Source organism: Pseudomonas sp. ASL3, from assembly GCF_056680425.1.
Genome location: NZ_CM155281.1, coordinates 2,109,935 through 2,123,131, shown reverse-complemented (window position 1 = coordinate 2,123,131; position 13,197 = coordinate 2,109,935). Strand labels below are relative to the sequence as shown.

General features: G+C 59.6%; 10 protein-coding genes. 7 read left to right on the top strand and 3 right to left on the bottom strand.

Annotated features, from left to right (window positions below; all coding sequences use genetic code 11):
* Positions 1 to 482 precede the first annotated feature (482 nt).
* The 6 genes from AC1MEE_RS09665 (at position 483) to AC1MEE_RS09640 (ending at position 7,860) form a co-directional block, all read left to right on the top strand.
* A complete protein-coding gene (locus tag AC1MEE_RS09665) occupies positions 483 to 2,117 on the top strand; it encodes an ABC transporter substrate-binding protein (protein ID WP_480415118.1) in 1,635 nt (544 codons plus the stop codon).
* 75 nt (positions 2,118 to 2,192) lie between these two features.
* On the top strand, positions 2,193 to 3,146 hold the full coding sequence (locus AC1MEE_RS09660; protein ID WP_480415117.1) for an ABC transporter permease: 954 nt from the start codon (positions 2,193 to 2,195) through the stop codon (positions 3,144 to 3,146).
* A complete protein-coding gene (locus AC1MEE_RS09655; protein ID WP_480415115.1) occupies positions 3,143 to 3,979 on the top strand; it encodes an ABC transporter permease in 837 nt (278 codons plus the stop codon). Before AC1MEE_RS09660 ends, AC1MEE_RS09655 begins: the two co-directional genes overlap by 4 nt.
* A gap of 2 nt (positions 3,980 to 3,981) precedes the next feature.
* A complete protein-coding gene (locus AC1MEE_RS09650; RefSeq protein WP_480415114.1) occupies positions 3,982 to 5,622 on the top strand; it encodes a dipeptide ABC transporter ATP-binding protein in 1,641 nt (546 codons plus the stop codon).
* Between the two features lie 93 nt (positions 5,623 to 5,715).
* Positions 5,716 to 6,897: a hypothetical protein gene (locus tag AC1MEE_RS09645; RefSeq protein ID WP_480415113.1), complete on the top strand. Its 1,182-nt coding sequence runs from the start codon at positions 5,716 to 5,718 to the stop codon at positions 6,895 to 6,897.
* Positions 6,898 to 6,984: 87 nt separating this feature from the next.
* On the top strand, positions 6,985 to 7,860 hold the full coding sequence (locus AC1MEE_RS09640) for a LysR substrate-binding domain-containing protein (protein ID WP_480415111.1): 876 nt from the start codon (positions 6,985 to 6,987) through the stop codon (positions 7,858 to 7,860).
* 256 nt (positions 7,861 to 8,116) lie between these two features.
* Here the strand turns inward: AC1MEE_RS09640 and AC1MEE_RS09635 are convergent, their stop codons facing one another.
* Genes AC1MEE_RS09635 through fae form a run of 3 tightly spaced genes read right to left on the bottom strand, consistent with a single transcriptional unit; the run spans position 8,117 to position 11,104 of the window.
* A complete protein-coding gene (locus AC1MEE_RS09635) occupies positions 8,117 to 9,550 on the bottom strand; it encodes an NAD-dependent succinate-semialdehyde dehydrogenase (protein WP_480415110.1) in 1,434 nt (477 codons plus the stop codon).
* Positions 9,547 to 10,581, bottom strand: coding sequence for an aldo/keto reductase (locus tag AC1MEE_RS09630; protein WP_480415109.1), 1,035 nt, complete (start codon positions 10,579 to 10,581; stop codon positions 9,547 to 9,549). Before AC1MEE_RS09630 ends, AC1MEE_RS09635 begins: the two co-directional genes overlap by 4 nt.
* 10 nt (positions 10,582 to 10,591) lie before the next feature.
* Entirely contained in the window at positions 10,592 to 11,104 is a 513-nt protein-coding gene (gene fae, locus AC1MEE_RS09625; RefSeq protein WP_480415108.1) for a formaldehyde-activating enzyme, read from the bottom strand.
* 378 nt (positions 11,105 to 11,482) lie between these two features.
* On the opposite strand from fae, the gene AC1MEE_RS09620 reads away from it, so the two are divergent.
* Complete coding sequence (locus tag AC1MEE_RS09620) at positions 11,483 to 13,105, top strand: diguanylate cyclase domain-containing protein (protein WP_480415107.1); 1,623 nt, start codon at positions 11,483 to 11,485, stop codon at positions 13,103 to 13,105.
* The last annotated feature ends 92 nt before the right edge of the window (positions 13,106 to 13,197 follow it).

The window sequence follows — 13,197 nt, the reverse complement described above, 5'->3', positions numbered from 1 at the left end:
GACGACGTTGTGCCGGATGACAGCGTACTCCTCCTTCGCTGACATCCGTTTTTCCCCTTGTTCCTGCTCGGGACAAGGGGCCGTTTCAAACGCTCCGCTTCCACCCGGTGCCCGCGCCGCAAACGGTTGCGCTCCATAACCCAGGCCTGTCTCTCTCGGGAGGCCGCCTTGCCGAGGGTCAGTAACATGCGTTTAAAGCATTTTTGCCCGCTGAATTTATCGTTTGTCGATCTTGGCGCAGATGACAAAACTGCTGGCATCTCTAATAAAAACAACATGAGAGCCGCCCTATGCCCTATCCCATTTCCGTCCTCCTGAATGCTTCGCGCTTTGCTCTGCCGCCGACTTCCTGTCTGTCACGCCAGCACCTGACGGTGCCCGCCTGACAGCCATGTTTGTATCGAAGACCGGCAGCAGCGGCCGCTCGATCCTTTGAGCAGCCAGTACAAAAACGCACCTGTACCCCCGTTTCGGAGAGACTCATGAAAGACTTGATGACACTGGACGGCTCTGCGCCGCATCCAGCCGTAGACAACCTGTGCACACAGGTTAAAACCGGCGAAATTAACCGTCGACAGTTCCTGCGTACCGCCGCATTGCTCGGCATCACCGCCGCCAGCGCCAGCAGTTTCCTCGGACCGGCCTTGTTTTCCGACACGGTGAACGCCGCCGAAGCCTTGACCCCAAAGGCCGGCGGCAGCCTGCGGTTTGCCTGCGCCATCCAGGAAATCCAGGATCCGATGCTGATCACCTGGATCGAAGCCTCAAACCTGCTGCGCAACTCGCTGGAATACCTGAGTTGGGTCGACGCCGACAACATCACCCATCCGTATCTGGCTGAAAGCTGGAGCCCGTCGGAGGACCTCAAGGAGTGGACCTTCAACCTGCGTCAGGACGTGAAGTGGAGCAATGGCGACAGCTTCAACGTCGAGGACGTCGAGCACAACGTCCAGCGCTGGATCGCTGCCGACTCCAAGTCGGTCAACCGCACCGCATTCCAGGACATCAGCGCCTTCGAAAAGCTCGGGCCTTACCAGTTCAAGCTGGTGCTCAAACGGCCGATTCTGGCAATCCCGGAAATGCTCAACGCGTTCACCTGCGCCATCGTCCACCGCAGCTTCAAGGCCGGTGACGACTGGGCGAAGAACCCCATCGGCACCGGACCGTTCAAGCTCACCTCGTTCGCGGTGAACAAGCAGGCAACCTTCACCAAGCGCGCTGATTACTGGCGCGCACCGGCGCACCTCGATGAGCTGCGTTACATCGACATGGGCACCGATATTTCCACCCACCTCGCCGCACTGCAAGCCGGCCAAGTGGACGTACTGTACCGGGTGACCGTGGCCGAACTGGACCTGGCCAAACGCCTGCCAGGGGCGCAACTGCTGACCTGCAAATCGGCGCAGACCGTGGTCATGCGCATGGCCTGCGACCAGAAACCTTTCGATGATCTGCGCATCCGCAAAGCCGTGGTGCTGTGTGCGGACAACGCGCAGATGCTGAAGATCGCCTATCGCGGCATGGGCACACTCGGTGAGGACCATCATGTCGCGCCGTCGCACCCTGAATATTGCCCACTGCCCAAACGCGATCGCGACGTCGCCGGCGCGAAAAAACTGTTGGCCGAAGCCGGTCACCCGAACGGCATCGATATCGACCTGATCGTCGGCAACACCCAGGGCCGCTACGAACAGGACTGCGCGCAGATCCTGCAGCAGAACTGCGCTGAAGCCGGCATCCGGATCAATCTCAAAGTGATTCCGGCGACCCAGTACTGGCCAATCTGGGACAAGGCCGCGTTCAGCCTGACCTACTGGGCCCACCGCCCGCTGGGGGTGATGTCGCTAGAGTTGGCCTACCGCAGCGGTGCGGCGTGGAACGAGAGCCACTACAGCGACCCGGCCTTCGATGCCGAGCTGGACAAGGCCATGGGCATCATCGATCCGAAACAGCGCGCCCAGGCGATGGGAAAAGTCGAACGGATCCTGCAGGACGCCTGCGTCATGGTGCAGCCGTTCTGGGGTGACAAGTTCACCGCGGCCAGCAAAAAGGTCCAGGGCTTCAAGGTGCACCCATCGGACTTCTACCCAATGGATGAGGTTTGGTTGAGCGCCTGACTCAAACACCCAAAACGAGCTCGCCCACCCCGGTGCGGCGAGCCGGCATCCCTTGATTAGCCGGAGCGTGCAAGCATGGCTGAATTTCTATTGCGCAAGCTATTGGCGCTGGCAGCAACTTTGCTGTCGGTGTCGCTGATCGTTTTTTTTGCTCTCGAACTGAATATCGAGGACGTCGCCACCAATGTCCTGGGCCCCTACTCCGCCGCTGATCAGCGTGCCGCGTGGCTGCTGGAGCATGGTTACAACCAGCCTTTCGTCTGGCGTTATCTGGTCTGGCTGAAAGATTTTGTCAGCGGCGACTGGGGCACTTCGGTGCATTTTCGTGAGCCAGTGATCAATCTGTTGCTGCCCAACCTTGGGCAAACCCTGATGCTCGCCGGACTGGCGTTGCTGGTGATGGTACCGGTGGCCTTGACCCTCGGTGTGCTGGCAGGGATTCGTCAGGGCTCGGCGCTGGATCGGCTGGTGTCGTTCCTGTCGATCGTCACCACCTCGATTCCGGACTTCGCCAGCGCGGTATTTCTTTCGGCGATCTTCGTCTTCTGGCTCAACTGGCTGCCGGGCGTGAGCAACATGAGCGAAGGCTTCAACGGTGTTGAGCTGGCGTTGCCGCTGATGGTCCTGAGCCTGTTCGGTATCGGCTATCTGGCGCGGATCACCCGCGCCTCGATGGTCGAGGTGATGCAGGCACCCTACATCCGCACTGCGCGCCTCAAAGGCGCATCGACCCGCCGCGTTGTGCTCCGGCATGCCCTGCGCAACGTGCTGATCGCGCCGGTCACGGTGATCATGCTGTACATCCCCTGGCTGCTCTCCAACGTCATCGTGGTCGAAGTGTTCTTCGCCTACAAAGGCTTCGGCTCGCTGCTCTACACCGCCTCGCTGAACCATGACGTCTACCTGATCGAAGCCTGCGCAATGATCAGCGGGCTGGTGGTCGGCACGACAAAAATCTGCTCTGACCTGGCCTACACCTGGCTCAACCCGCGCATCACCTTGCGCAGCATCGGTGGAGGTGCCCAATGAATTTCCTGCAAGCCTTCAAACATCCGCTGGCAGCGCTCGGTTTGCTGCTGGTCGGCGGCTGGGTACTGCTGGCGCTGTTTGCGCCATGGCTGGCGCCCCATGATCCTCTGGAAAGCTTCACGCCGTTGCTGACCCCATTCAGTGCCGATGACAGTGGCCAGTCGTTCCTGCTGGGCACCGACATGATCGGCCGCGACATCCTTTCGCGACTGATCTGGGGCACCCGCACGGTGCTGCTCTGGTCGACCCTGGCGACCTTCACCGCGTTTGCCGTAGGCATCGCCATGGGCTTGTGCGCCGGCTACTTCAAAGGCTGGACCGACGCGCTGCTGTCGTATGTCGCCGACACTGTGATGTCGTTCCCGGTGTTGGTGCTGTACATCGTGATCATCATCGCGCTCGGTGCTTCGGCGGTGAATATTCTGATCGCGGTGACCTTCACCAGCGCCCCGGCGATCTTTCGCATCATGCGTGCCCTGACCCTCGATATTCGCTCCCGCGACTACGTGCTCAGCGCCATCACCCAGGGCGAAAGCGCGGTGCGGATCATGCTGGTGGAAATCCTGCCCAACTGCGGCGGCCCGCTGATCGTCGATTTCTGCCTGCGCATCGGTTACACCGCAATCATGATCGGTACCCTCGGTTTTCTCGGCCTCGGCCTGCCACCGCCCACCCCCGACTGGGGCGGCATGATCAACGAAGGCCGAAGCATGGCCATCGCCTTCCCACACCTGGTGATCTTTCCCTGTATTGCCATCTCCACCCTGATGCTGGGCCTGAGCCTGCTGGCCGACGGTCTGGACGAGTACGCCCAGAAAGGCGCAAGGAGTTGAGTATGAGCAGCCAACAAGTACTGCGAGTGGAAGACTTTTCCATCGAATTGCCCGAAGGCGCCGACCGCAGCCACGCGGTGCAGAACATCACGCTGGAAGTGCGTAAGGGCGAGATTCTGTGTGTGATCGGCGAGTCCGGCTCCGGAAAATCGGTGCTCTCGGGCGCGATCATGGGCGACTACGCCAAGGGCCTGCGCCACAGCGCCGGGCGCATCGACTTTCTCGGCAAAGACATCTGCCAGATGAGCGAATCGGCATTGCGTCAGCTGCGCGGCAACCGGATCTCGATGATTTTTCAGGAGCCAATGGCAGCGCTCAACCCGGCGATTCGCATTGGTCGTCAGGTCGAGGAAATCTTCGAAATCCATGCACCGCAGATGAGTAAACAAGAGCGCCGCGAACGCATGCTGGCGCTGCTGGAATCCACCCAATTGCCCGAGCCGCCACGGATTGCCAACAGCTTTCCCCATCAATTGTCCGGCGGCCAATGCCAACGAGTAGTGATCGCCATGGCCCTGGCGATGAACCCAGATCTGTTGATCGCCGACGAACCGACCACCGCCCTCGACGTCACTACCCAGGCCCAGGTGCTGAATTTGGTGCGCGAACTACGCGGCCGTGGTCAGCACGGGATCTTGTTCATCACTCACGACTTCGGTGTGGTCGCGGAAATCGCCGACCGGATCGCGGTGATGGAAGGTGGCCGGCTGGTGGAAATCGGCGAGCGCGATCAGGTGCTGCATGACCCGCAGCACCCCTACACGCGCAAGCTGATCGCAGCAGTGCCGGCGCTTTATCCCGAACTGCATGTACCCTGTGCCGACGGCGAAATGGCGTTGCGCATCGAACACCTGAACAAGACCTACAACGTCGGAGGGCGCAGCGTGCAGGCGCTCAAGGATGTCTCGCTGCAACTGCCACGGGGCAAGACCCTGGCGATTGTCGGTGAGTCCGGCTCGGGCAAAAGCACCCTGGTCAAAGCCGCGATTCGGCTGGTGGACAGCGACAGCGGGCATGTCTGGCTCGGCGATACCGACTTTCTGGCCTTGCACGGGCGAGCGCTGACCGCCAACCGACGGCGGATTCAGATGATCTTTCAGGACCCTTACGGCTCGCTCAACCCACGCCATCGCGTCGGCGACATCATCGCCCGCGCCGCGCAGTTGCGCGGTCTGTCGGCCAAGGATGCCTGGACCGAGGCTGGCGATCTGCTGGAACAGGTCGGACTCAAACGTGACGCCCTCAAGCGCCGGCCCCGGCAGTTCTCCGGCGGCCAGCGGCAGCGCATCGGCATCGCCCGGGCGCTGGCGATGCAACCGGAAGTATTGATCGCGGATGAAAGCGTGTCGGCCCTGGATGTCTCGGTGCAAAAACAGGTGCTGGAGCTGCTCGCCGAACTGCAAGGGCGACTGAACCTGAGCATTTTGTTCATCACCCACGATTTGCGGGTGGCGGCGCAGATCAGCGACTACATCGCCGTGATGCGTCAAGGCGAAGTGGTCGAGTACGGCACCGCCGAGCAGGTGTTGCTGCGTCCGCAGAACGCCTACACCCAGACGCTGCTCGCGGCAGCGCCGGGGGCCTCGGCGATACCGCCAGCGCCTGCGCTTGAACCACGGTTGAGGTTGATCCTGCCTCACTAAGACTGACCTTTAAATGATTTTCCCCAAGCCGCAGCGTTCGCTGCGGCCGGGCTTGCTGCTGCCAACAATAAATCACAACTCGGAAGTAGAGCCATGCACAACACCCCCCGTCGCGCCCTCCGTTCCATTGCGCTGATCCCTATGCTCGGTGCCATTGCGGCACCGGCCATGGCCATTCAGGTGACCGACAACCTCGACCTCGGCGGCGCCGTGCGCGCTCGCTGGGACTATGACCCGGATCGCGACATTCAGAAGTTCAACTTCGACACCGCGTTCCTCACCGCCAAGTACAGCTCCGACACCTGGATCGGTGCCGCCAAGTACCGTTTCTACGGTCGCGCCTACCCGTACCAGTACACCAACCATGTCGGCGATGTGGCCTTCGCCGAAACGGCCTGGATCGGCTACAAGTTCAACCCCGATCAGCAAATCCAGGTAGGCCTGAACCAGGTGCCGTTCGGCCTGCAACCGTATTTCGGGAGTACCTTCTACGAAACCTTGGGCAACGTCGTCGGCCTGGAAGACCTGGAAGAACTCGGCGCCAAGTACATTCAGCAAAGTGGCGACTGGAATATCCAGGCCGGCTACTACCTGCGTCCGGCCTGGGAGGGCAAAGGCACCAGCAAAGGCGACACTTACTCCAGCGTGGTTTCCGAAGCTGACAGCTACGTCACCGATGGCAGCAACAACCAGGAACGCAACACCATGGTCCTGCGTCTGGCCAAGTCGATGGAGCTGGGCAACTGGAAATCCGAGGTCGGGGTATCAGGCCTGACCTCGACACTGGAGAACAAGGACACCCACAACGACGGCCGCAGGAATGCCGTTGCCGTGCACTACATTGGCAAGAACGGACCGTGGGGCGTGCAACTGCAAGCGGCGCGCCAGCAGATGTCCCCACGCAACCCCGGCACCGACGAACTGGTGACCCTCGGCGGTTACGACGGCACCTTCAACGTCGCCAGCCGCGGCAACCTGTACGTCGCGGACCTGAGCTACGACGTGGCCGGAAAATACCTCTTCGACCAAATCAGCGGGGTCAAGCTGTATGCCAACTACAGCGCCTTCGATAAGTCGGCTGACGACTTCAAGACCTCGCAACGGATGATCCTCGGCACCTCGTTTTCGGTCAGCAAACTGTGGATCGCCACCGAGTGGCTGTTCGGCAAAAACGACCCGTACATCGGCGGCAGCAGCTACACCCAAAGCCTGGGGGCCGGCGGCAGCAATCAGTGGGAAAACCAGCTGTACATGAACATCGGTTACTACTTCTGATCCTGTCCGGCACCCCCGGTGCCGGATTATTCAGCGATCGCCCCGCGACGGTCGCTGAATAATGTCCTTCTCGCGTCAGGTGCATTCATGCGTCAACTGCCCTCACTGAACATGCTACGGGTTTTCGAGGAGGTCGCTCGGCATCGCAGTTTCAGCCAGGCGGCGCTGGGGCTGAACGTGACTCAAGGGGCCGTCAGCCGGCAGATCAAACAGCTTGAGGATTACCTCGGCGTCGCCTTGTTCGTGCGTACGCCGCGGGGCTTGTCGCTGACCGAAGCCGGCAACGCCCTCTCCCCTCATCTGGGAGAAGCCTTTGACCATATCGAAAGGGCCCTGCAGGCGGTGCGCATACCCAACCTGCGTCAACGGCTGCGGATTCTCGCGCCACCGACCTGGGCCACTCGCTGGCTGTCGGCGCACTTGCGGGCTTTCTGCCAACGCTATCCGGATATCAGCCTGAGCGTGACCAACCAGTCCAGCCACGAAAACCTCTCCGAGGTCGACTGCCATATCCGCTTTGGTCTTGAGCCGGCCAGCCATTGTGCCAGCCAGTTATTGGTGATGGAGCGACACATCGCGGTGGCCAGCCCGGAACTCTTCGAAAACGGCGAGACACCCGACCTGCGACGGTTTCCGCTACTTCACATTCTGCATGACGGCAAACGGCTCAAAGTCTGGGAAAACTGGCTGGCGGCCATGGGCCGTGACGACATCGATGCCCAGCAAGGGCTGGAGTTCAGCACCCTGGATCAAGTGATCAACACCGCTCTGGCCGGTGGCGGTCTGGCCGTCATTGATCGGCAGATGATCAAAAGGGAACTGGCCAACGGCAGCCTGCTGCCGATCACCCCGGTGGAAGTGGTCGGTCCTTATGGCTATTGGCTGGATGTGGCGAACGACAAGCAGGGGTTGTCGAAGGTGCGGCTGTTTACCGATTGGTTGAGCCTGGTGAGTAATCCGTAGCTCTGCGTTGCCTGACAGGTCGTCTTCGCGGGCAAACCCGCTCCCACAGCGGATCTGTGTCGGGCACAAATCCTTGTAGGAGCTGCCGAAGGCTGCGATCGACCGGGAACCGGTCGTAGATGCAGATATTTCTTGAAGGCCGTTCCGGCCTTATCGCAGCCTTCGGCAGCTCCTACATGGGTTCGGCGTATTGCCTGGGAACATAGAATCTCCCACAGGGTCTGTATCTACCTGTAGGAACGGGGGCACCGCTGCTTTACAGGCCGCCCATTAACAGGTATTTGATTTCCAGATAATCCTCCAGACCGTACTTCGAGCCTTCGCGGCCCAGACCGGATTCCTTGATGCCGCCAAACGGCGCGACTTCGGTGGAGATGATCCCTTCGTTGATCCCGACCATCCCGGCTTCCAGACCTTCGGCCATGCGCCAGACGCGGCCGATGTCGCGGCTGTAAAAATACGCGGAGAGTCCGAACGGCGTGTCGTTAGCCCGTTGCAGCACTTCAGCCTCATCGCTGAAACGGAAGCAGGCGGCCACCGGGCCAAAGGTTTCTTCCTGAGCGATCAGCATGTCGTCGCTGGCTTCGGTGAGGATGGTCGGCTCGAAGAAGGTCCCGCCCAGCGCATGGCGGCCACCGCCGCACAGCAGTTTGGCGCCCTTCTCCAGCGCGTCACCGACATGCTGCTCGACCTTGGTCAGGGCTGCGGCATTGATCAGCGGACCTTGTTCGGTGTCACCCTCCAACGCACTGCCGACGCGCATCGCGGCGACGGCTTCGACGAGCTTGCGGGTAAAGGCTTCGTACACGCCGTCCTGAATAAAGAAACGGTTCACGCAGACGCAGGTCTGCCCGGTGTTGCGGAATTTCGAGGCCATGGCACCTTTGACTGCGGCGTCCAGATCGGCGTCATCGAAGACAATGAACGGCGCGTTGCCGCCCAATTCCAGTGAAACCTTTTTCAGGGTGTCCGCCGCTTGGCGCATCAGCAGTTTGCCGATGCGGGTCGAACCGGTGAACGACAGTTTGCGCACCACGGACGAGGCCTGCAGCGCACCGCCAATCGCCACCGCATCACCGGAAACGACGTTGAACACACCGCCCGGAATCCCGGCCTGCTCGGCCAGCACCGCCAGAGCAAAGGCCGACAACGGGGTTTCTTCTGAAGGTTTGAGGATCATGGTGCAGCCGGCAGCCAGTGCCGGACCGACTTTGCGGGTGACCATGGCCAGCGGGAAGTTCCACGGCGTGATGGCCGCGACCACACCGATGGCTTCCTTGACGACGATGATCCGCGCATCGGCTTTATGGCTAGGGATCACGTCGCCGTAAGCGCGCTTGGCTTCTTCGGCAAACCACTCCAGAAAGCTTGCGGCGTAGACCACTTCACCCATGGCCTCGGCCAGCGGCTTGCCCTGTTCGCGGCTGAGCAGGGTTGCCAGGTCACGCTGATTGCTCAGCATCAACTCGCTCCAGCGTTTGAGACGTTGACTGCGCTCCTTGGCGGTCAACTTGCGCCAGGCTGGCAAGGCGCGGTTGGCGGCGTCGATGGCCAGGAGGGTTTCTTCGGCGCCGGCCCGCTGCACGTGGGCGATCAGCTCGCCATTGGCCGGATTCAGTACCGGATAGGTCGGGCCACCGCTGGACCATTGGCCGTCGATGAAATTGCCGTTACGGATCAGTGTGCTCATGCCACGGCCTCTGTCAGGTTGAAGCGCTCCAGCCCCGGACGGGCCGAACGCAGAATGCGTTTACCTGCGGTGTAATCGTTGATGACGTCGCACGGGGTGTAATTGCGTTCCAGTTCGTGCAGTTCCTCTGCATCGAGTTGGGTATCGAGGGCCGCCAAGGCACTGTCGAACTGCGCGGTGGTGTCGGCGCCGACCAGCATGCAGTCGGCCCCCGAATGGTTGGCGACCCAGGCTTGGGCGATCTGCGCGTTGGACACACCGCGAGCTTGAGCGACACGCTGCACCGAATGGGCGATCTGGAACGAGGCTTCGTCGCTGTACATTTGTTGGGTGAAAAAGTCGGTCTGGTTGCGGGTCGACTGCACATCACCGGTCAACAAACCACGAGCCAAAGGGCTGAACACCGAGACGCCCAAGCCCTGATCGCGGCAGAACGGGATCATCTCGCGTTGTTCTTCGCGGTAGGCGCAGTTGAGCTGCAACTGCATGTTGATCGGCTTGACCCAACCGTTGCGCTCACAGGCCATGAGGATCTTTGCCAGTTGCCCGGTGAGCATGGTCGAGACGCCGATGTAGCGCGCCTTGCCGGAACGCACGATGTCGTTCATGGCGCTCATGGTTTCTTCTACCGGCGTGTTTACATCGAAGTAATGCAGCATAAACACATCGACGTAATCCATGTTCAGACGCTGCAGCGACGCATCGATGCTGTCCATGATGTGTTTGCGCGAATGGCCACTGGCGTTGATGCCATTGCGGGTGCCGTAACCGACCTTGGTGGTGACCACAATGTCTTCGCGACGGGTCAGGCGTTTGAGGATGCGTCCCACCACTTCTTCACCCACACCGGCCGAATAGAAGTCAGCCAGGTCGATGAAATTTACCCCGTTGTCCAGTGCGTGCTTGACGATTGGCTCGCTCTTTTTCTCGTCGAAGATCCACGGTTTCCAGTCCGGGGTGCCCATGTTCATAGTGCCCAGGCACAGGCGGGAGACTTGCAGGCCGGAGTTACCCAAACGAATGTATTGCATGGCCAGGACCTCAGGCTTTCGGGGTGTAGAAAGGGTTGCTGATGTGCTCGACCACATCCGTCAACTGCGCCCGCTCGGGCTTGCCAGTGAGGGCGGCACGGATCGCGGTGCGGCAGGCGTTGTAATTGTTCAGATAGACGGCATCGAGGTCGTCGCAGGCCGGATTGACCCAGTTGGCGGTAACGATCGCCCATTCGTCTTCAGCTTCCGGCGGCAGGGTGCCGTCGAGCAGTGCTTCGAGCACCGCTTTGGCGATCCCGGCCTGGGAAGCGCCCCAGGTGGCATTCCCGTGCAGGTCACTGCCAATGGCTGCCTTGTTGACATACAGGGTCATGGGCTTGACCGGGATGTTCGGCTGGGCAATCACCATGAACGGGCAATGCCCTTGGCTCGGCGACGCCAGGCTGTTGGCGAACGCCTGCCCGGCCGGGCCGTTACGTGGGCCAAGCAAAATATTGATGTGCGCGGCGTTCACGCCAGGGCCTTCGAAACCTTCACCGATATACAGGTCGAGTTCTTTCATGATTGCAAACGCTCTTTTTTGTTATGGATAAGCTGTGTTTGCGCTTTTTATCACTGGCCGCTGGAGAGGACGTAACCATAAAAAATCATAGAGCCATGAACTGAAGTAATAACCTTCCAGTCCAATAGGCTGGATCGCCAACCGAGTCGTGATGCGCCCTTCCCGTTGCCAGGAACTAAAACCTCAGCGCACATGTCGACTACTGCGTGCCATCACAGTGATATTAAGGTGCGTTCCGGCGCCCACCAGCTACGCTTGTGTCGCATCGATGACAATGAAATCTGCAAATGCGTCCCGGTCAGTGGAAGACCTGCGAAGAAGTCCACGGGGGACTTGCCCCTGCCGCTTGCCAGCACTGATGAGGGTTGAGTGGTTCTTATGAACGACGCTCTGGGCAAGAACGAACTGTTATTAGCCGAGGCCGAACGTGAGCTTGCCCGTTTGGGCAGGCAAACCATCGAGGCGCGGGCGGCATTGGCGCTGCTGCGGGAGGATGTACTTGTGGCACAAAATCGACTGGTAGAAAGTCACCCTCCGAGCGAACTGCTCGAGGCCAACGTGCAGCTGGTGCTAGGGATGCTGCGCGCGCAAAGCGAGGCAGAAATCACCGCCAAAGCGCTAAGCGAAATTTCACGCTTTGCCAGCGTCGATGAACTGACCAACTTACCGAATCGTCGTCATCTGCTTCAATGGGTAGAGCGTACCATCGCCAATGCCTTGCACCATGAAGAGCACTTTGCCCTGCTCTTTCTTGATCTAAACAACTTCAAAAAAATCAATGACACACTTGGCCATACGGTCGGTGATTGGGTGCTTAAACACGCTGCACAATGCATGGCATTGTCGGTGCGCGAGACAGACATCGTGAGCCGCTACGGCGGCGATGAGTTCCTGATACTGCTCGGTAAAGTGTCGCGAAAGTCTGATGCCGCTGTGGTCGCCGACAAAATCATCACCGACCTCAGCGTTCCCCTGCGGGTGGGGGAACATGTGTTACACCTTGCGGTCAGCATCGGTATCAGTTTTTATCCCGAAGATGGCAAAGATACCCTTACCCTAATCAATCGCGCCGACGCAGCAATGTATCGGGCCAAGCGCTACGGAACAGGCGGTTTTCAATTTCACGACAATGTATCTCGTAGCGAACGCCCTTCTGATTCCCCGCTATTCAGCGCGTTGGCCCAACAGGAGTTGACACTTGCAGAGCACGTACAAGAGCAGATCAATCAGTTGTGCGAAGCGAATGAGCAGGTCGTCTTGGCCATGTTCACTGCTCAGCTATTGCAGTCTGGCGCAGAACAGGCACTGCTGCTGCAGAAAGATTTTCTGGCGAAGGTTGCACATGAGCTGCACAACCCCATGACTCCGCTGGGTATGACGGCAGGAATGCTTGTGCGGGAAAAGTCGGAAGAACTACCCCGGGTACAGGAGATCGTCGCGCGACAAGTTCAACATATGTCACGACTGCTGGAAGACCTACTCAATGTCTCTCGCGTCAACACGGGGAAGTTGAGTCTGGACCGAAAGACGATTGATGTAGTTGCTATCATTGATGAAGCAGTAGAAGCGTGTCGGCCGGCGATGGACTTGCGCCGGCAGCACGTCAGCGTTCACCTGCCAACCTCCGTGATTAACGTGGAGGGTGACTCATTAAGATTAGTGCAGGTTTTCTCCAATCTGCTGGGGAATGCCTCAACCTTTACCCCGGACTGCGGAGTGATAGAACTGTCGGCCTGTATCGTTGGGCAGTCATTCGAAGTCAGGGTGATAGACAGGGGAATAGGTATCTCTGTCGAAATGCTGCCCTTCATTTTCGACCCCTATATACAAGATATTCATGCGATCAGCTTCAACGGTGCCGGGCTGGGTATTGGATTGACGGTAGTTCGCGAATTGGTTCAAGCGCATGGCGGCACTGTTGTCGCTAATAGCGAGGGTCAGCGCCTCGGAAGCACATTTGTAGTGACGCTACCTTTGGCCGCACAGGCAATATCTGGTTAATCGTTAGCCCAGATGCTCCCAGGCTGAAGAAATTTGCGTTGACTTCCCGATGGGAACGGGGAATATTGAGCCATATATTCATCTATATGACT

Bases quoted from the DNA above. Each gene is read 5' to 3' on its own strand.
- AC1MEE_RS09665 (WP_480415118.1), top strand. From the start codon at position 483: ATGAAAGACTTGATGACACTGGACGGCTCTGCGCCGCATCCAGCCGTA.
- AC1MEE_RS09660 (WP_480415117.1), top strand. From the start codon at position 2,193: ATGGCTGAATTTCTATTGCGCAAGCTATTGGCGCTGGCAGCAACTTTG.
- AC1MEE_RS09655 (WP_480415115.1), top strand. From the start codon at position 3,143: ATGAATTTCCTGCAAGCCTTCAAACATCCGCTGGCAGCGCTCGGTTTG.
- AC1MEE_RS09650 (WP_480415114.1), top strand. From the start codon at position 3,982: ATGAGCAGCCAACAAGTACTGCGAGTGGAAGACTTTTCCATCGAATTG.
- AC1MEE_RS09645 (WP_480415113.1), top strand. From the start codon at position 5,716: ATGCACAACACCCCCCGTCGCGCCCTCCGTTCCATTGCGCTGATCCCT.
- AC1MEE_RS09640 (WP_480415111.1), top strand. From the start codon at position 6,985: ATGCGTCAACTGCCCTCACTGAACATGCTACGGGTTTTCGAGGAGGTC.
- AC1MEE_RS09635 (WP_480415110.1), bottom strand. From the start codon at position 9,550: ATGAGCACACTGATCCGTAACGGCAATTTCATCGACGGCCAATGGTCC.
- AC1MEE_RS09630 (WP_480415109.1), bottom strand. From the start codon at position 10,581: ATGCAATACATTCGTTTGGGTAACTCCGGCCTGCAAGTCTCCCGCCTG.
- fae (WP_480415108.1), bottom strand. From the start codon at position 11,104: ATGAAAGAACTCGACCTGTATATCGGTGAAGGTTTCGAAGGCCCTGGC.
- AC1MEE_RS09620 (WP_480415107.1), top strand. From the start codon at position 11,483: ATGAACGACGCTCTGGGCAAGAACGAACTGTTATTAGCCGAGGCCGAA.